The 18,400-nt window shown below is 69.7% G+C and carries 16 protein-coding genes; 9 read left to right on the top strand and 7 right to left on the bottom strand.

What is annotated here, in order from left to right; genetic code table 11:
• The 7 genes from IBL26_RS11510 to IBL26_RS11480 all read right to left on the bottom strand — a co-directional run.
• On the bottom strand, positions 1-831 hold an 831-nt coding region (locus IBL26_RS11510), incomplete at its 3' end, for an oligopeptide/dipeptide ABC transporter ATP-binding protein (RefSeq protein WP_187784627.1).
• On the bottom strand, positions 828-1,811 hold the full coding sequence (locus IBL26_RS11505; protein ID WP_187784626.1) for an ABC transporter ATP-binding protein: 984 nt from the start codon (positions 1,809-1,811) through the stop codon (positions 828-830). The genes IBL26_RS11505 and IBL26_RS11510, both read right to left, overlap by 4 nt.
• Positions 1,808-2,701: a PfkB family carbohydrate kinase gene (locus IBL26_RS11500; protein WP_187784625.1), complete on the bottom strand. Its 894-nt coding sequence runs from the start codon at positions 2,699-2,701 to the stop codon at positions 1,808-1,810. Before IBL26_RS11500 ends, IBL26_RS11505 begins: the two co-directional genes overlap by 4 nt.
• Positions 2,698-3,543, bottom strand: a complete 846-nt coding sequence (locus IBL26_RS11495; RefSeq protein WP_187784624.1) for a BtpA/SgcQ family protein — start codon at positions 3,541-3,543, stop codon at positions 2,698-2,700. Before IBL26_RS11495 ends, IBL26_RS11500 begins: the two co-directional genes overlap by 4 nt.
• Complete coding sequence (locus IBL26_RS11490) at positions 3,543-4,316, bottom strand: glutamine amidotransferase (RefSeq protein ID WP_187784623.1); 774 nt, start codon at positions 4,314-4,316, stop codon at positions 3,543-3,545. Before IBL26_RS11490 ends, IBL26_RS11495 begins: the two co-directional genes overlap by 1 nt.
• Positions 4,313-5,422 (bottom strand): LacI family DNA-binding transcriptional regulator, encoded by a 1,110-nt coding sequence (locus tag IBL26_RS11485; protein WP_187784622.1) that lies wholly within the window; start codon positions 5,420-5,422, stop codon positions 4,313-4,315. Before IBL26_RS11485 ends, IBL26_RS11490 begins: the two co-directional genes overlap by 4 nt.
• 1,273 nt (positions 5,423-6,695) lie before the next feature.
• A complete protein-coding gene (locus tag IBL26_RS11480) occupies positions 6,696-7,439 on the bottom strand; it encodes a lipid-binding SYLF domain-containing protein (protein WP_187784621.1) in 744 nt (247 codons plus the stop codon).
• 558 nt (positions 7,440-7,997) lie between these two features.
• Between IBL26_RS11480 and IBL26_RS11475 the strand changes: the two genes are divergently transcribed.
• The 9 genes from IBL26_RS11475 (at position 7,998) to IBL26_RS11435 (ending at position 18,258) form a co-directional block, all read left to right on the top strand.
• The gene (locus tag IBL26_RS11475; protein ID WP_206684199.1) at positions 7,998-9,044 is read left to right on the top strand and encodes a formylglycine-generating enzyme family protein; all 1,047 of its coding nucleotides are present in this window, start codon (positions 7,998-8,000) and stop codon (positions 9,042-9,044) included.
• Complete coding sequence (locus IBL26_RS11470) at positions 9,041-10,675, top strand: arylsulfatase (RefSeq protein WP_187784620.1); 1,635 nt, start codon at positions 9,041-9,043, stop codon at positions 10,673-10,675. The genes IBL26_RS11475 and IBL26_RS11470 overlap by 4 nt, the downstream gene beginning before the upstream one ends.
• Entirely contained in the window at positions 10,675-11,679 is a 1,005-nt protein-coding gene (locus IBL26_RS11465; protein WP_187784619.1) for an AAA family ATPase, read from the top strand. Before IBL26_RS11470 ends, IBL26_RS11465 begins: the two co-directional genes overlap by 1 nt.
• Before the next feature lies 1 nt (position 11,680).
• Positions 11,681-12,625 (top strand): DUF58 domain-containing protein, encoded by a 945-nt coding sequence (locus tag IBL26_RS11460; protein ID WP_187784618.1) that lies wholly within the window; start codon positions 11,681-11,683, stop codon positions 12,623-12,625.
• 259 nt (positions 12,626-12,884) lie between these two features.
• Positions 12,885-13,352, top strand: a complete 468-nt coding sequence (locus tag IBL26_RS11455; RefSeq protein WP_187784617.1) for a DUF4381 domain-containing protein — start codon at positions 12,885-12,887, stop codon at positions 13,350-13,352.
• Positions 13,336-14,352: a VWA domain-containing protein gene (locus tag IBL26_RS11450; protein ID WP_187784616.1), complete on the top strand. Its 1,017-nt coding sequence runs from the start codon at positions 13,336-13,338 to the stop codon at positions 14,350-14,352. Before IBL26_RS11455 ends, IBL26_RS11450 begins: the two co-directional genes overlap by 17 nt.
• Positions 14,345-15,868 carry a VWA domain-containing protein gene (locus IBL26_RS11445; protein WP_187784615.1) on the top strand — a complete coding sequence of 508 codons (1,524 nt, stop codon included), beginning with the start codon at positions 14,345-14,347 and terminating at the stop codon, positions 15,866-15,868. Before IBL26_RS11450 ends, IBL26_RS11445 begins: the two co-directional genes overlap by 8 nt.
• Entirely contained in the window at positions 15,865-17,220 is a 1,356-nt protein-coding gene (locus IBL26_RS11440) for a BatD family protein (RefSeq protein WP_187784614.1), read from the top strand. The genes IBL26_RS11445 and IBL26_RS11440 overlap by 4 nt, the downstream gene beginning before the upstream one ends.
• A gap of 24 nt (positions 17,221-17,244) precedes the next feature.
• A complete protein-coding gene (locus IBL26_RS11435) occupies positions 17,245-18,258 on the top strand; it encodes an HAD family hydrolase (protein WP_187784613.1) in 1,014 nt (337 codons plus the stop codon).
• Positions 18,259-18,400 lie beyond the last annotated feature (142 nt).

The following is an 18,400-nucleotide window of genomic DNA, read 5'->3' as shown; positions in this document are numbered from 1 at the left end:
CGGCGGCGCAGCCGGGTTGGGCGGCTCGCCCGCCAGCGGCGCGTGGGCGCGCGGCCCGGTATCGGTGCGCGGCGCCGCGGCCAGCAGCGCGCGGGTGTAGGGGTGGCGCGGATCGGTGAACAGGGTCTCGACCGGCGCGGCCTCGACCACCCGGCCCGCATACATCACGGCGACATGGTGGGCGAGGTGCCGCACCACCGCCAAGTCGTGCGAGATGAAGACCAGCGCCACGCCGCTCTCCCGCTGCAGATCCTGCAACAGGTTGACCACCTGCGCCTGCACGGAAACATCCAGTGCAGAGACTGGTTCGTCGCAGATGATCAGGTCCGGCCGCACGGACAATGCGCGGGCGATGGCGATGCGCTGCCGCTGCCCGCCGCTGAATTCATGCGGCAGCCGGTCCAGCTGCGCCGGGGAGAGGCCGACACGTTCCATCAAGGCGCCAGCACGGCGGTTGGCCTCCGGCGCGTCGCACAGCTTGTGCAGCAGCATCGGGCGCACCAGCACGTCGCGGATGCGCTCGCGCGGGTTCAGCGAGCCATAGGGGTCCTGGAACACCACCTGCACGCGCTGGCGCATGGCGCGCAGCGCATCGCCGTGCAGGCCGCGCATGTCGGTGCCATCCAGCAGGATGCGGCCGGCATCGGCCTCCTCCAGCCGCAGCAGCAGGCGGCCCAGCGTGCTCTTGCCGCAGCCGCTCTCGCCGACGATGGCGAGCGTCTCGCCCCGCGCCAGTTCCAGGTCGATGCCATCCACCGCGCGCAGCGTGCGGCCGCCACCCAGCGGGTAGGCCCGGTGCAACCCCTCGGCGCGCAACAGGGTGGCGGTCATGATGCCAGCCCTTCCACCGGTGCGCGCCAGCAGGCGACGTCATGGCCAGTGCCGATGGGGCGCAGCGGCGGCACCTCGGCGCAGCGCGCAGCGGCGAAGGGGCAGCGGGGCGCGAAGCGGCAGCCAGGCAGCAGATCGGATGGCGCGGGCATGCGGCCGGGGATGGGTTCCAGCCGCTCCTGCGTGCCGGAAAGCGCCGGCATCGCCGCCAGCAGCGCCAGGGTGTAGGGGTGCTGCGCATCGGCGAAGAGCGTCGCCGCCGGGGCGCGCTCGACGATGCGGCCGGCATACATCACAGCCACCTCATCGGCGATCTCGGCAACGACGCCGAGATTGTGGGTGATGAACAGGATGCCGGTGCCATGCCGCTCCCGCAGCGTCGCCAGCAGGGAGAGGATCTGCGCCTGGATGGTGACATCCAGCGCCGTGGTCGGCTCATCCGCGATCAGCAGCGCCGGCTCGCAGGCCAGCGCCATGGCAATCATCACCCGCTGGCGCATGCCGCCGGAAAGCTCGTGCGGATAGGCGTCCAAACGCCGCTCGGGGGCGGGGATCTGCACCTGCCGCAGCACCTCCAGCGCCCGGGCGCGGGCCTGCCTGGCCGAGAGGCCGCGATGCACGCGCAGCGCCTCGCCCACCTGGTCGCCGATGGTGAAGACCGGGTTCAGGCTGGTCATCGGCTCCTGGAAAATCATCGCCATGCGGTCACCCCGCAGCCGCGCCATGCCACGCTCGTCGAGGCCGGCGATATCGGCACCGTCGAAGCGCAGGGTACGGGCGGAGACAGCGCATTGCGCGGCGGGCAGCAGCCGCATCAGCGCCATGGCGGTCACGCTCTTGCCCGAGCCGCTCTCGCCCACCAGGCAGGTGATGCGGCCGGGATGCAGCGTCAGCGAAAGATCGTCCACCACGCGCACGCGCCGCCCGGCGGGGCCGAGATCGACGTTGAAGCCTGCCATCTCCAGCACGGCGCCGGTCATGCGGCGGGGTCCACGCGCAGGCTTGCCGCATCGGGCAGCGCGGCGAAGGCGCCGGGGCGGCCAACGGTGATGGCGGCGGCGCGCTGGGCAGCGGCAATGGCGGCCGGCATGGGCAGCCCCGCCAGCAGCCCTGCCGCCAGGACGCCGCAAAACGTATCGCCGGCGCCCGTCGTGTCCACGGTTGCAGCGGGCACGGCCGGATGATGTTGCATGCCCCCGGCGCTGGCGGTAACGCAGCCGCCGGCCCCCAGCGTCACCACCGCCAGGGCGGCGCCGGCCCGGTGTAACGCCTCGGCGGCGGCAGGGCCGGTGAGGCTGGTGATGGCCTCGGCCTCCACCGCATTGGCGATGACGACGGCGCAGAGCGGCAGCAACGGCGCCACATCCCAGCGCAGCGGCGCGGTGTTCAGGCAAACCTGCGCGCCACGGTCAACGGCGCCCCTGGCCGCCGCCAGCGTGGCCGCGGCGGACAAGTTGCCTTGCAGTAGCAGGATATCCTGAGAATCCAGCACCGCCACGGCGGCTTCGGCCTCGGCGGTGCTCAGGCTGTCCGCGGCGGCGCCGAGGGAAAGGATGCTGTTCTCGCCATCCGGCGCCACCATTAGCAAGGAGAGGTCGGTGGGCGCCGCCTGCGGCAGCCAGTGCAAGGCCTGGAACGGTTCGTCCGCCAGGGCGGCGGCCAACTCCCCGGCGGCGGCATCGCGCCCGACCGGCGCGACGAACGTCACCGCCGCCCCTGCCCGCGCCGCCACCACGGCCTGGTTCAATCCCTTGCCACCCGGCGCCCGGCTTTGCCCGTGGGCGACCACCGTCTCCCCCGCCCGCGGCAGGTGCGGCACCGGACAGACGAGGTCGATGCCGGCATTGCCGAGGACGAGGAGGCGCCTCATGCCCGCGCGCGCTCCGCTTCGGCCATGAAGGTGCGGAGGCGGTCGGGGTCAACCGGGTTCCACCAGACGCCATCCTGCTTCAGGTAGCTGGCGACGATGACGGCATCGGCCACGGTGAAGATGTCGCCCACATTGGCCGGCGTGACGCCGGAACCCACCGCGACAGGCAGCGAGGTTCCGTCCGCGATGGTCGACAACTCCTCCATCGTCGCGGAATCGCCGGTGCGCTGGCCGGTGGCGATGGCGACGTCGGCATCGAAGAACTCGACATCGCGCGCCAGCTCGGGGATCGAGCGATCGGCGGTGATGGCGTGCGCACCGTGCTTGACGTGCACGTCGGCGAAGATCTTCACCTCCCGCGCCTGCAGCCAAGCACGGTAGCGCGTGGCAGCGGCGGCGGGGCCTTCCATGAAGCCCTCATTCGCCACATAGGCGTTGGCCCATTGATTGACGCGGATGAAGCTTGCGCCTGCCGCCTTCGCGACCGCCAGAGCCTGGATGGCGCCGTTGGCCAGCACGTTGACACCGACTGTCAGGCCGGCGGCGCGGCGCACCGCATCGGTCATCACCGCCATGGCAGCGGCGGTCTCGGGCCCCAGATGCTCGGGCTTGGCGAAAGGAATGTCGCCATGATTCTCGACGATCAGCCCGTCGACGCCGCCATCGCGGTAGCGTGTCGCTTCCGCCACGGCGAAATCGACGATCTCCTGCATCGGCATGCCCTCATAGCCAGGGGAGCCGGGCAGCGCGAGCGAGTGAATGACGCCGATCACCGCCTTGCGGCGGCCAAACAAAGCCTGGATGGCGTTGGGGCGCGGGCGGAAGACCGGGTTGGCGGGCATCAGCCGCGCCCCGCCAACCAGCCGAGCGCATTGCGCCACAGCGTCGCGTAGCCCGCCCAATCGACGAAGGGCTGCGGCAGCCAGTGCGGGCCGATATCCGAGGTCCAGGCCAGGGTGCGGCCTTTGCCATGCGTGCCGGTGACCAGCAGCGGATGCCCGCCCTCGCTGGCCGGCAGGCGCGCCAGCATCTCGCCCCCCGGCTTCACCACCACCTCATTGGCGCCGAGCAGCAGCGGCATCGGCATTTCCAGCCCGGCGAAAATCGGATGGTCCTTGAAGGCTTCAGCGATCTCGGGAACGAAGCCCTCCGGTACCTCGATGCGGTCGTCATATGGCAGGCACTCCACCGGCAGCGCTTCCTCCACCGCCGTGCGGCGCCAGCGGGCCTTGCCGTCGATGCCCTGGAAGCTGAAATAGCCGCCGATCATGGCCAGGCCGCCGCCCTTGGCCGTCCAGTCGCGCAGCAGCTTCAGCCGGTTGGGCATCGGCTTGCCTTGCAGCCAGACTTCCGTTGGTAGCAGCAGCGTGTTAGCGCCGATGTCGGAGAGCAGGATGACGTCATAGGCATCCAGCCCCTCCATGGTGAAGGGTAGACCCTGTGCCGCCTCATGCGCCGGCATGTAGGTCAGTTCGTAGGGGCTGTCGCGCAGCGCGGCCACCAGCGGCTCGGCGCCCAGGTGGAAGGTGACGCTGTTGAACTGGTCGAAGCCCTTGACGTGGGTGGCCGAGGTTGCCCAGCTCTCGCCGACCAGCAGGACTTTTGTTCGTGTCATTGGCGGGTTTTCCGTGTGGTTGGGCTGCTGCTCCGCATCGGGAGCGGCGGCCGTTTGCGGCGGAGGGCCGGGGGTGGCGCCACGGATTGGCGCACCACCAGCTCCACCGGCAGGCGGATGGCGGCGTCGGCCGGGGCTTCGCCGCGCAGGCGGGCGCGGAGCAGCGCCACCCCCTGCCGGCCGAATTCCGCGACCGGCTGGCGGATGGCGGTGATCGGCGGGTTGAACAGATGCAGCGGCCCGACATCATCGAAGGCCACCAGGGAGAGGTCCGCGGGCACCGACACCCCAGCCTCCCGCACCGCGTCCAGGAAGCCCGCCAGCAGCGCACCGCTGCCGATGAACAGCGCCGTCGGCCGTTGCTCCAGGTCCAGCCAGGCCTCGGCGGCGCGGCGCCCCTGCTCCGGCGTGTGCGGGCCGGCGCAGCACCAGGCCAGCGTCGCGCCAGCTTGCAGCGCCACGGCCTGCCGTAGCCCGTCCAGCCGCTCGCCGCTGCTCATCAGCGTCTCCGGCCCACCGACGAAGCCGAGGCTGCGATGCCCGGCCTCCAGCAGATGCGCGCCAGCCAGCCGGCCGCCCTGCGTGTTGTCGCAGAACAGCTTCGGTACGTTGGTGCCGGCGACGTCCTCGTCGATCAGCACGATGCCACGCGTGGCGTCGATCTGCCGGGCCAGCGTGCCATCATCGCCGTGGTTGGTCAGGAAAATCAGGCCATCCACCTGATGGCTTCGCAACCGGTCCAGATAGTCCAGCTCGCGGTCAAGCCGGTTCAGCGTGGCGCAGAGCAGCAGGCCCATGCCCTCGGCGTCCGCCGCTTCCTCCACCGCGGCGGCGAGGTGCGCAAAGAACGGGTTGGCGATTTCCGGCACAACCAGCCCGATCGTGTCCGTGCGCCCGAGGCTCAGGCTGCGCGCCATCCGGTTGGGCCGGTAGTCCAGATCGCGAACCGCCGCATCGATCCGCTCGGCGGTGGCCGGCGGCAGCGTCAGCCCGGCGTTCAGGTAGCGGGAGACCGCCGTGACCGAGACCCCAGCCATCGCGGCAACGTCCTTCACCCGCGCGGGGCGCGGGCTCGGATTGCTGTTGGCGGCGCGGAGGGAGGGCATCGGTGAATCGCTTTAGTGAATCGGTTTACCGGATGCTTCACGTTCTCCGTGGGGGTGTCAAGCGGTCTGTCTCCACCCCACCGCTCGGGAAGAAGGCCAGGCCAGCGCCCGCCAACACCGGCGCCAGGCCGGGCGCTGCGGTGGGCCAGCCCTATGCCCCTCCCCCGCTTTCGGCCACTGCGGACAAAGAGGGCTGGAATCTACGCTCCGGGTGGGGCTTCCGCAGGAACCGGAAGGTCACCGGGCAGTACCGTGGACACAGCTCGCCGCTTCATGGTGCGGGGCTGATATCGTGAGGTTCAGGCTGCGTGTGACGCGCTCGGTGGATCGGCCCACGGGTGTTCCTTGACCAGACCCCGGAACCGACGGGTCTCAGCCGAGCAAGGCAAACTCTGTCGCCAGTATTCCGCCCCGAGCGAAGCGCTCCCCGCGGTTGACGGCGAACCTTGCTAGATCCGCTGCCAGTAGCGGCCGTTCATGATGGCGTTGTGCTTCAGCCAGCATTCATTCTGCAATGTCGCAGGGAGAGGCGCCGCCGGATGCAGATTTCCGGGCCTTGGTCCGTGTTCCGGGCAGAGCAAGGGGCTGGCAACGTGAGCCCCCGAAGATGCCAGCTCCACAAGATGTCCAGTTCGGTATCCGATACGTCGGGTGGCATCTTCGTCCTTCGCTGGATGTCAGCAATGCAAGAACGAGAGCCAGACAGAAAAGTTTAGTCCGCCCGACGGTGCCTGTTGTCCGGAAGGGGCGCGCAGCTTCGGAGAGGTTGACCGCTCAGTGTCTCGCGAGCGGGAACGGGCGGCGGGCAGATTCAGCACCGGCTTCAGCTTGCTGATTCAGAAGACTAACGAAAGCGACGCCGGCGAACTTGTGCGAACCATAGGACTCTTCTTAATCCACTTTGCGCAGCATCCCGATAAGAGACATTGTCGACTTTCCCAGATGGTTTGCGGGAAGCACTGTAGGTTGGCAGATAAAGTGGCTTATCAGACAGGCGTGACGAGCCCAAAGGCCCGAATCTCCGCCTTATTCTGCCTGTCTCGACGGACGGTCTTCTTCGACGCCGACGATCGCGTTGTCCGACCAATCTCCCTTGCCAGAGATCAGCGTGTGCCGTGCGGTCAGAAGGCGGTCGGCGCTCGCAGGGCCCTCGAGACCTATTCGCGGAGCACCTGCCGCTCCGCGACCTTCACAAGGAGGCGGCTCCTGCGAACCAGACGGTCATTCCTTGGCAACAAACAGTCCATCTGGGGTGCGTCTTGCACAGCACTGTTCACCGGCAACCGGAAAAACCACAGCGCACAGCATTGCTCAACGCGGCCTGCAATGGGAGCACACCAGGCACCCGGCCTCCAGGACCGGAAAGAACCCCCATTGCGTCGAAGCCAGCGCCGTATACGGCGCTGTTGAGCGGCATATCCAGGCTCAACCGCGCAGAACCGAACCCGCCCCCTGCGAAGAGACCTTGCGACGTCTCAACCGTAATCGCTTGCGCGCCGCCTGAGATGCCCCCGGCACCAAGGCCACCGACCCCCCATTCCCCAATGGAGAAGCCGCCGGACCCGCTGAAGCGGGAGGCACCCGCGACAAACTGCCGTACCGCACCTTGCGAGAGCAACATCATCACCAGCGTCGAGTCTGAAGCACCTGCCAGGAACCCGAGGTTGTAGTTGCTGAGCTTCACGAAGACAGGGTCGCTCCACAGATTGCCGTGCCGCGTCAATAATATGCCGTCTCCTAGCTGGGCGCCGAGGACCAGGCCGATCCGAACGGCGCTCGGTACGATCAGGATCCCTTGTGCACCCGCTGTCAGGTTTCGGAATCCTTCCCACTCGTTCCGTTGCATGAAGGGCTGCATGGCTGTGGTTGCCGCCTCTATCAGCGTTCCGGCGGCTTGTGCTGCTTCAACTGGTCTGGAAGCGTCCGATGCCTGACTGGCGGGCGTCATGCAGCCAGAGATCGGCAGGATCCCGAGCAGCAGAGCGAAAGAAAGAGTGAATCGTAACCGATGCAGCATCGGACTTCCCCGGCTGTTCCTGCACAATGCTGACAGGCGAGTAGAGCTAACGACATCAGGTCATTCTGGTAGCTGACGAGCGGATTCGCTGGCCTAGCTGAGGAACCCATACAACTTACTCGCAATGCCAGTGCATCTCCCGATCAGGTTTGGACGGTTCAGGGGTGCTCATGGCACGGCTGTTCCGCCTGCCGGATAAGGCTGCGCCGCCATCGAACCGCACCCGTTGCGCGGCAGACCAAGTGAGCTTGCCAGATGATCAGCGGCATTCTGTACGGGGTGCAGACCGAGAAGGACCGATCCACCCTACCAGTGGCCACGCGCGGTCAAGGAGCCCGGCATCCTCAGCATGTCGGAGCGAGTTCACCGGCTTGATGTCGGTCTGAGCAATGATGCAAAGGGCGGCGGCGCGATGGTCATTGCCACGTTCAGGGCTCAGGGCCGAACTAGGGTTGTCCTCAGGCTGCCTCCGCTATTCTCCCTCCTGTGCTCAGGGTTCCACCCGATACGACCGCATTATGGTCCCGCCTAGATTTCCTCCATGCGGCGCAGTCCACGATGCCGCGCCATGCAGCGGAGGGGCGTCTCACCATGCGCATGTGTTGCGGCACGCTGGCCAACGGCGGTGCGCAGATCGCGGCGAAGGACGGTGCCGATTCCGCCCGTTCCAGGATGGTGCTGCTGCCATCGGCCCAGTTCACCATGGGGTCGGATCGGCACTACGCCGAGGAACGGCCGGCCCATCGCCGCCACGTCGATGCATTCTGGATCGACACGGTGCCCGTCACCAACCGGGACTTCGCGGCCTTCATTGCTTCCACGGCCTACGTGACCGTGGCGGAACGGCCGCTCGATCCCGCGCTGTATCCTGGTGCCACGCCCGCATCGCTGGTGCCCGGTGCCTTGGTGTTTCGCCAGCCATCCGGCCCGGTCGACCTGCGGGACCTTCGTAACTGGTGGTCCTACGTGGCAGGCGCATGCTGGAATCATCCCGAGGGCCCCGACAGTGATGTCTCTGGCCGGCCGGATCATCCCGTCGTCCATGTGGCACTCGAGGATGCTTTGGCCTTCGCCGACTGGGCCGGCAAGGCCCTGCCGACCGAAGCGGAATGGGAATACGCCGCGCGCGGCGGTTTGGACGACGCCGAGTTCGCGTGGGGCAACACGCTGACGCCGGAAGGCCGCCACATGGCCAACACCTGGCAAGGCGCGTTCCCTTGGCAGAACCTGGCTTCGGACGGCTACCGCGGAACCTCGCCGGTCGGCAGCTACCCCGCCAATGGCCACGGCCTGTTCGATATGATCGGCAATGTGTGGGAATGGACGGCCGATTGGTACGGCGCCCGCCACGAAGCTGATACGGGCGCCGGCTGCTGCACCCCGCGCCAGCCCGGCGGCGCCGTGGAAGGCAGCTATGACGCGCGCCAACCGGCCATCCGCATCCCGCGCAAGGTCGTGAAGGGCGGTTCATTCCTGTGCTCGCCCGATTACTGCCGGCGCTACAGGCCCGCTGGCCGGCAGCCGCAAATGACGGACAGCGCCATGAGCCATCTCGGCTTTCGCTGTGTCCGCCGCCTGGACGATACCAAAAGGAGTATTCCATGACAGACGAGACACTGAGCCGTGGCCGCCTGAACCGGCGCAATATCCTGCTGGGCAGTGCCGCTGGCCTTTCAGCCGTTGCGGCGGGTAGTCCCGTCCTGGCACAGGCACCGCCCGCGCCTGCGGCCGCGCCCTCGGCCACCCCGGCAACGCCGCCCGCTGGCGGCCGGCAGCCCAACATCCTGGTGATCTACGGGGACGACATCGGCATCTGGAACATCAGCTTCAACAACCGTGGCCAGATGGGATACCGGACGCCGAATATCGACCGGATCCATGCCGAGGGCGCTACCTTCACCGATTACTACAGCGAGCAATCCTGCACCGCTGGCCGCGCCGCCTTCATCACCGGGCAGTCGCCGGTGCGAACCGGGCTGACCAAGGTTGGCATTCCCGGCGCGGATATCGGCCTACAGGCCGAGGACCCCACCATTGCCGAGATGCTGAAGCCACTCGGCTATGCGACGGGGCAGTTCGGCAAGAACCATCTGGGCGACAAGGACGAATTCCTCCCAACCCGGCATGGCTTCGACGAGTTCTTCGGCAACCTGTACCACCTCAACGCCGAGGAGGAGCCGGAGCGCCCCGACTATCCGCGAGACCCCGAATTCCGGCGCCGCTATGGCCCTCGTGGCGTGATCCGCAGCTTCGCCGACGGCCGCATCGAGGATACCGGCCCGCTGAACCGCAAGCGCATGGAAACCATAGACGACGAGACGACGGCCGCCTGCATCAACTTCATCGACCGCCAGCACCAGGCGAACAAGCCGTTCTTCATCTGGCATAACGCGACCCGCATGCATGTCTACACCCACGTCCCGGAGAGCTACGCCGGCAAGACCGGCCTCAACTACTATGCCGACGGCATGGTCCAGCACGATGACCATGTCGGGCTCATCCTGAAGAAGCTGGACGACCTCGGCATCGCGGACAACACCATCGTCGTCTACTCCACCGATAACGGGCCGCACTTCAACGAATGGCCGGATGGCGCCATCACCCCGTTCCGCAGCGAGAAGGATACGAACTGGGAGGGTGCCTTCAGGGTCCCCTGCGCCGTACGCTGGCCCGGGCATATCCAGCCGGGCAAGGTCGTCACCGGCATCGTGCATGCCAATGACTGGATGCCGACCATTCTGGCCGCCGCCGGCGTGCCCGATATCAAGGAGAAGCTGCTCGCCGGCCACACCGCCGGCAACAAGACCTTCAAGGTGCATCTCGACGGCTACAACCAGTTGCCGACCCTGACGAGCGAGACGGAAAGCCCACGCCAGTCATTCTTCTACTTCAACGATGACGGTGAGCTCGTCGCCGCGCGCTTCGGCCGATGGAAGGCGAACTTCGCCGTCCAGCGTGCCCACGGCTTCCAGGTCTGGATGGAGCCGTTCGTACGCCTCCGTGTTCCGCTGCTGATCGATCTGAAGATGGACCCGTTCGAGCGCGCACCGGAGGATTCCAACAATTACTACCACTGGCTGATTCAGAATGCGTATCTGGTCAGCATGTTCCAGCCTGTCACGGCCCAATTCCTCGGGACGTTCAGGGAGTTTCCGCCAAGGCAGGCGCCGGCATCCTTCAATGTCGACCAGTACCTGAAGATGCTGTCGGAAGCGGCATCGCGGACGTCCCGTTGATGGAACAGGTGGAGCCCAACAGTGGACTGACGCCGGGAAGGACCGCGCGCGAATCCTTCGCGGCGCTGCGGCTCCGCATGCAGGGCTCCATCATCGGCCAGACACGCGTCATCGACAGCTTGCTGGTGGCATTGCTGGCCGACGGCAACGTCTTGCTGGAGGGACTTCCCGGCGTCGCCAAGACGCGTGCCGTGAAGTCCCTCGCCAAGGCGCTGGATGCGGAGTTCCGCCGCATCCAGTTCACGCCCGACCTGCTGCCGACGGACGTCATTGGCAGCGAGGTGTATCACCAGACCGCGTCCGGCGCGGAGTTCCGGTTCGAGCCCGGGCCGGTCTTTGGCAACCTGATCCTGGTGGACGAGATCAACCGCGCCCCCGCCAAGGTGCAATCCGCGTTGCTGGAGGCGATGGAGGAGCGGCAGGTCACCGTCGCCGGCACCACGCATGCGCTGCCGCCGCTGTTCACAGTGATGGCGACGCAGAACCCGATCGAGCAGGAAGGCACCTACCCGCTGCCGGAAGCGCAGCTCGACCGCTTCCTGCTGCATGTGCGGGTGGATCACCCGAGCGATGTGGAGGAGAAGGCGGTTCTGCGCCTCGTCCGGGGCGAGGAGACGGCCCCGCAATCCGCGCCCGCCGCGCCCATCGCGCAACAGGCGATCTTCGACGCGCGCGCGGAGATGAGCGCGATGCATGTCGCCGATGCCATCGATGACTATGTGGTCGCGCTGGTCTGCGCCACTCGCCGCGCCGGGCAATACGATGCCGATCTCGGCCGCTGGATCGAGGTCGGCGCCAGCCCGCGTGCCACCATCGGCCTGGGCCGCGCCGCCCGCGCCCGCGCCTGGCTGGCCGGGCGCAACCATGTGGAGCCCGATGATGTGCGGGATATGGCGCAGGATGTCCTGCGCCACCGGCTGATCCTGTCCTACGAGGCGAATGCCGACCGGGTGACGCCCGATGCGGTCGTCGCCAGGCTGCTGGCCCTGGTCGCGGTGGCCTGACATGCCGTCATCCCTTCCCCCTGGCATCGCCCCGGACCTAGCTTCGCTGATCAGGTTGCAGCACGGGGCACGCGGCTTCTCCTTCCAGCCCGGGCAGCCGGTCCGCTCGCTGCTCGCCGGCCGCCGTGCGTCCCGCATCCGCGGACGTGGCCTGAGCTTCGAGGAGATCCGCGCCTACCGCCCGGGCGACGATGTGCGCATGATGGATTGGCGCGCCACCGCCCGCACCGGCCGTGCCCAGACCCGCGTCTTCACCGAGGAACGCGACCGCCCGGTGCTGCTGGTGGTGGAACTGACGCCCGCCATGTTCTTCGGCACCGTCCGCGCCGTGAAGTCGGTTGTGGCGGCGGAGGCAGCCGCCCTGGCCGCCTGGCGCTGCCTGGCGGGCGGGGATCGGATCGGTGCCGTCCTCTTCGGCGATGACGGCGTGGAAACGCTGCGCCCCACCCGCAGCCGGGTGGCGGTCATGCGGCTGCTGAGTTCCATGGTCCGCCGCGCCACCCGGCTGGCGCGGACGCCTCCATCCCCCGCGAGTTCCACTCCGTTGAACGCGGCCCTGGCACAGGCGGAGGCGCTGGCCCCGCACGGCACGCTGGTGGTCGTGGTGTTCGACCTGCTTTCGGCCGATGCGGGCACGGCGGCGGCCGCGCGCCGGATTGCCCGGCACAACGACATCGTGGCCATTCCGATCTCCGACCCGCTGGAACGCCGGTTGCCGGATGCGCCCTGGCGCGGCATCGCGACCGATGGCGGTGGCTTCTCGGTGCTGGACCCGGCCGCGTCCGGGCTGGGCCCCGCCATCGCCAGCGGCTTCGCGCAGCGCCTGGCCCGGCTGAACACCGCCGGCCAGCGGAGTGAGATACCGGTTCTGCCGCTGGGCACCGAAGCCGACACGGCGGAACAGCTCCGCCGCCAATTGGGGCGGCAAGCGCGGAGGCGGCGCTGATGCGGCGGCGGTCCTCCTATGGAGCGGTCCCCTTGCAGGCATCCGCCGCACCCTGCGGCATGCTGGGTCAGGCTGGCCCGGCGGCATCCCGGCGCCCATCCGCCAGGACCTCGCCCGCGTATCCGCCGACCCTTCGCAGCAGGACGCCCGGCCTCGGCCTGATCTCCGCGTCCACCCGCATCCCGGCCCCGCCCGCGATCCATGCCCGGCTACCGAGGACCCGGTCGGGAACGCGCCGGACGACAAGGCACCCGCCAGGATGAACCCCGACCTGCCGGCGATGCCCAGCCTGCAGGGGATGCAGGATATCCTGCTGCCGCCGCCCGTGCCGTTCTGGCCGGCGACGCCGGCCTGGGCCGCCCTTGGCATCCTGGCGCTCGCCGTCGTGCTGTTTCTGGCGTGGCGCGGCCTGCGCCATTGGCGGCGGGACGCCTATCGCCGCCTAGCCAGACGCGCGGTGGATGACGCCGCGGCGCGGGGCGACATACCGGCGATCCCGGCCCTGGTGAAGCGGGCCGCCCTCGCCGCCTACCCACGCCAGCAGGTGGCGGGATTGTCGGGCCAGGATTGGGCCGCCTGGCTCTGCCGCACCGCGCCCCGGGGGCGACTGACGGCGCGGGAAGCACTGGCGCTGGCGGAGTTCACCTATGTTCATCCGGCGGAGGCGGCGCCGCTGGCGCTGGCCGGGGCCCGGAAATGGCTGGCGTGGCATGACCGCGCTGCTTGATCGCGCCGGCCTGGGCTCCCTGGTGCTCGGGCATGCCTGGGTGCTGGCGCTGCTGCCCTTGCCGTTGCTGCTGCACTGGCTGTTGCCGCCCTGGCGGGATCGGCAGTTCGCCCTGCGCATGCCGGGCCTGCAGCGCCTGGTGGGGGATACCGCCCACCCACTGCCCCCGGCGCCGCGCCAGCGGCCATGGCAGGCGGTGCTGGCCCTGTTGGCCTGGGCGCTGCTGCTGCTCGCCCTCGCGGACCCCGTGCGCATCGAGCCCCCCGTGACGCGGCAGACCAGCGGGCGGGACCTGATGCTGGCGCTGGACCTTTCCGGCTCGATGGAAACCGAGGATTTCGTCAGGCCGGACGGTGCCCGCACCAGCCGCGTCGTGGCGGCGCAGGCGGTGCTGCGGGATTTCATCGCCCGCCGGCGGGGCGACCGGCTGGGGCTGATCGTCTTCGGCAGCGCCGCCTTCGTCCTGGCGCCGTTCAGCGACGACCACGACACCGTGCTGGCCCTGCTGGCCGAGGCCGCCCCCCGCATGGCCGGCCCGCAGACCATGATCGGCGAGGCCATCGGCCTGGCGGCGCAGTCTTTCGAGAAAGCGGCGGCCAAGGGACGTCTGCTGGTGCTGCTGACCGATGGCAACGACACCGGCAGCAAGGTGCCGCCCCTGCGCGCGGCGCAGATCGCGGCCGGGCTGGGCATCCGCGTCTACACCGTCTCGATGGGGGACCCGCAGGCGGCGGGGGAAGCGGCGCTGGATATCCCGGCGCTGGAAGCCGTCTCCGCCGCCACGGGCGGCCAGCATTTCCATGCGACCGATGCCGCGTCCCTGGAAGGCATCTATGCCCAGATCGACCGGATCGAGCCGCAGGTGTTCGACACCCAATCCTCCCGCCCGCGCACGCCGTTGTTCCACTGGCCGCTGGCGGGCTTCGCGCTGATCGCGCTGCTGCTGCAATGGTCCGCGGTGCACCACCTGACCGCGTTGCGGAGGCCGCGCGATGCATGAGGCATGGGCCCAGGCGCATCTGCTGCGCCCCTGGTGGCTGCTGTTGCTGCTGCCGGCCGGTGTCGGCTTCTGGTGGACCCGCCGCCGCGGCCAGGACCAGGGCGGCTGGCGCGGCGTCGTCGATCCGGCCTTGCTGCCCTTCCTGCTGGCGGTGAAAGGGCGTGCGCCCTGGCTACGGCCCGCCCCCTGCCTGATGGCGGCCCTGGCGCTCGCCGCCCTGGCGCTGTCCGGCCCCACCTGGCGGCGGGAGCCGGGGCCCGAGGTCGCGGACCGCGCCCCGATGATGGTGGCCATCGACGCCTCCCGCGCTGCCGAGCCACGCCTGGCCGCCGCCCGGCGCAAGGTGCGGGACCTGGTGGGGCTGCGGGGGGATGGGCGCACCGGCCTGCTGGCCTATGCCGCCACCGCGCATCTGGTGCTGCCGCCCACCGCCGATCCTGGCCTGCTCGCGATCTACCTCGATGCCCTCTCCCCCGCCGTCATGCCGCAAGACGGCAACGACCCCGTCGCCGCGCTGGCGGAAGCATTGCGGCAACTGGACCGGCAGGACGGCGCCGGCACGGTGGTGCTGGTGACCGGCCGCATTCCCGCCGGTCTGGGGGAAGCCTTCGGCCATGCCGCCGCGTCCTCCCGCCACGCGGTGCTGGTCCTGCCGCCCGGCGCCGTGGCGGAGGGCGCGCTGGACGGCGCGCGCGGTGCCACCGTGGTCCCCGCGACGCCCGATACCGCCGACGTGCAGGCGGTGATGGCCCGCGCCCAGCGCCACTTCGCCGTCGCGCCATCCGACGACCCACGCCTGCGCTGGCGCGATGCCGGCTATTGGCTGGCGCTGCCGTTGCTACCGCTGGCGCTGCTCTGGTCCCGGCGCGGCTTCCTGCTGCTGCTGGTGGCCATGGCCCTGGCGCCACCCGCGCTGGCCCAGGCGCCCAGAAGCGGTACCGGCTGGGCCGGGCGCCTGCTGCTGACCCCGGACCAACGCGGCCGCATCGCCTTCGAACACGGTGACTACGCCGCCGCCATGGCGCTGTTCAGCGACCCGATGTGGCGGGGCGTGGCCGCCTATCGCGCCGGGGACCATGCCCGCGCCATCGCCGAGTTCTCCGCCCTCGACACGCCCGAAGCGTGGTTCGACCGCGGCAACGCGCATCTGCTGCAACCACACGAATGGGCGGAAGCCGTGGCCGCCTATGACCGCGCCTTGGCCCTGCGGCCGGACTTCCCCGCCGCCAGCACCAACCGCGCCATCGCCGCCGCCTTCGTCGCCTATCAGGCGGCGCTGGACGCGGAACGCGCCCGCCAGTCCAGCAACCGGATGAACGAGAAGGCGGATGACACGGTCATCGATTCCAACGCCCCTCGCCCGCCGGACCGCCCGCCTGGCGACGCACCGCCACAGGCGGAGGACGGGCTTTCGGACGCACAGATTACCAGCCTGTGGATGCGGCGGGTGGGCGGCAGTCCGGCCGATTTCCTGCGCATGCGCTTCGCGCGGCAGGGCGGGCCAGCCAACCCATGAGGTCGCCTCTCATCCTGTGCGCGATCCTGGCCTGCCCCGTATCCGCCCTGGCGCAGGAGGCACCGCTGCTCGGCCTTCGCGTCATGGCCGCGCCGACCGGGCCGATCTGGCTCGGCCAGCATGTCGGCGTGACGGCCATCCTGCGGACACCCAGTCGCTTCGCCGCTCCGCCCACCTTCCCCGAGCCGGCGCTGCAGGGCCGCGCCGTCGTGCTGCCCAACGGCAGCACCACACCCGGCTCCGAGCGCGAGGGCGGCACCAGCTACGTCCTGCTGCAACATCGCTACGACGTGTTCCCGCTCCAGGCCGGCAGCCTGGACTTCCCCGCGCTGCGCATGGAACTTCCGGTCGCCGATGCGGATGGAACGGCCCGGCGCGCCGCCGCAGCCAGCGAGAGCCTGCGGATCGAGGTCCGGCTTCCACCCGGCACGCAGGACCCGGCCCTGCTGGTGACCGCCCCGGCCCTGCACCTGGACACGCGCCTGGACGGCGACCCGACCCGCCTGGCGGTGGGCGAGGCCATTACCCGGCATGTGACGCTGACGGCGCGGGATACCAGTGCCATGCTCCTGCCCCCCATGCCGTGGGCGGCGCCGGACGGCGTGCGCCTCTACCCGAACCCGCCGCGCCTGTCGGACAGCAGCGATCGCGGCGTGCTGTCGGCGGTGCGGGAGGACAGCGCCGCCTTCGTGCCGCAGCGCTCCGGGCGCTACCGGCTGCCGGCCGCCAGCTTCCAGTGGTTCAATCCGCAGGATGGCCAGATGCGCCGCATCGATGTCCCGGCCCTGGTCGTGGAAGCCATCGCGGCGGCCCCGGCGCCGGAGGCGGATCATCGCCGGCCCGGCTTTGTCCTGCCGGTGCTCGCCCTGCTGGCGGCGGGCGCCGCCTGCCTGGCGTATCGGCGCCGCCTGGGCGCCTGGCTGGCACGGCACCGGCCCGGCCGTACCACGCCGGAGGCCCAGGCCTTCGCGGACCTGCTGCGTGCCTGCCGGCAGGGCCAGGCGGCGCAGGCCTGCGCCGCCCTGTTGCGCTGGAGCGTGCTGGCCATCCCGGCGGGCGAGCGCCCCACCCTGCGGCATCTGGCCTGCCTGACCACCACGCCGGAGCTGGAGACGGAGGGCACGCGCCTGGCCGAACACTGCTTCGCCCGTCCCCTGGGGCGGGACCAACCACCGGGCGAGACTGCCCCGCCCTGGTCCGGGCACGGCCTCCTGACGGCGGCGCGCCGCGCCCGCCGGCGCCTGCGTACCACGCCACGCGGCTTTCCGGCGCGGCGCGGGCTGCCGCCGCTCAATCCGGAGAGTACCCCGACCCCCGCGCCACGCGTCACCCTGCCCGGCTGGGCGCGGTGACCATCGCCCCCTGGAACCCCTGCCATGACCTCACCCCTCATCCTTTCCCGCCGCCATCTGGGCCTGCTGGGCATGCCGGCCTTGCTGGGCGGCCCCGCGAAGGCCCAGGCCGTGGCCGAGGACCCGCTGCCGTCCTGGAAGCCCGGGCCATCCCGGCAAGCCATCCTGGCCTTCCTGGCTGACGTGACCACACCAGGCGCCCCCGGCTACGTCGCGCCGCCGGAGCGTATCGCGGTGTTCGACAATGACGGCACGTTGTGGTGCGAGATACCGACCGTGCAGCTGATGTTCGCCCTGGCGCGGGTGAAGGCGCTGGCGCCCCGCCACCCTGCCTGGGCGACCACCCAGCCCTTCAAGGCCGCGCTGGAAGGCGACGAAGCCGCCCTCGCGGCCAGCGGCGCTGAGGGCATCAGTGAGTTCCTGCTGGCGACCCATGCGGGCAACACGCCGGAGGAATTCAACGCCATCGTCACCGAATGGCTGGCCCAGGCCAGGCACCCCCGGTTCCGCCGCCCCTACACCACCACCGTCTACCAGCCGATGCTGGAACTCCTGCGCCTGACGCAGGCCCACGGGTTCCGCAACTACATCGTCTCGGGCGGCGGCGTGGAGTTCATCCGGGCCTGGAGCGAGCAGGTCTACGGCATCCCGCCGGAACAGGTGATCGGCTCGACCATCCGGACCGAATTCCGCTTCCCGCATGGCGGCAAGCCCGAGCTGCACCGGGTGCCTTCCCTCGACTTCATCGATGACGGTCCTGGCAAGCCGGTGGCCATCGGCAAGTTCATCGGCCGCCGGCCGATCGCCGCCTTCGGCAATTCGGATGGAGACCTGGAGATGCTGCAATACGTCACGTCCAGCCCGGGCCGGCGCTTCGGCCTGATCGTCCATCACGACGACGCCGCACGCGAAGTGGCCTACGACCGCCAAAGCCAGTTCGGCAAGCTAGACCGCGCGCTCGACCAGGCAGCGCCGAACCACTGGACCGTGGTGTCGATGAAGAACGAGTGGAACACGGTGTTCCCACCCCTGGGTTGACTAAGCCCGCAGTGACCAGATGCTGCCGCCTTCACCCATCCAGGCACCGCCGCTGGTGCCTCGGGGTTAATCCTGAGCCGCATCCGGGTTTGCCCGGATGGGTTGAGGTAGGAGGCACGATCTAGGCTGAGGCCAGGTTGCA

It is taken from the genome of Teichococcus aerophilus, from assembly GCF_014490485.1.
Taxonomy (GTDB): domain Bacteria; phylum Pseudomonadota; class Alphaproteobacteria; order Acetobacterales; family Acetobacteraceae; genus Pseudoroseomonas; species Pseudoroseomonas aerophila.
Note: the sequence above shows the minus strand (reverse complement) of the source record. Positions and strands in the feature narration are given on the sequence as shown.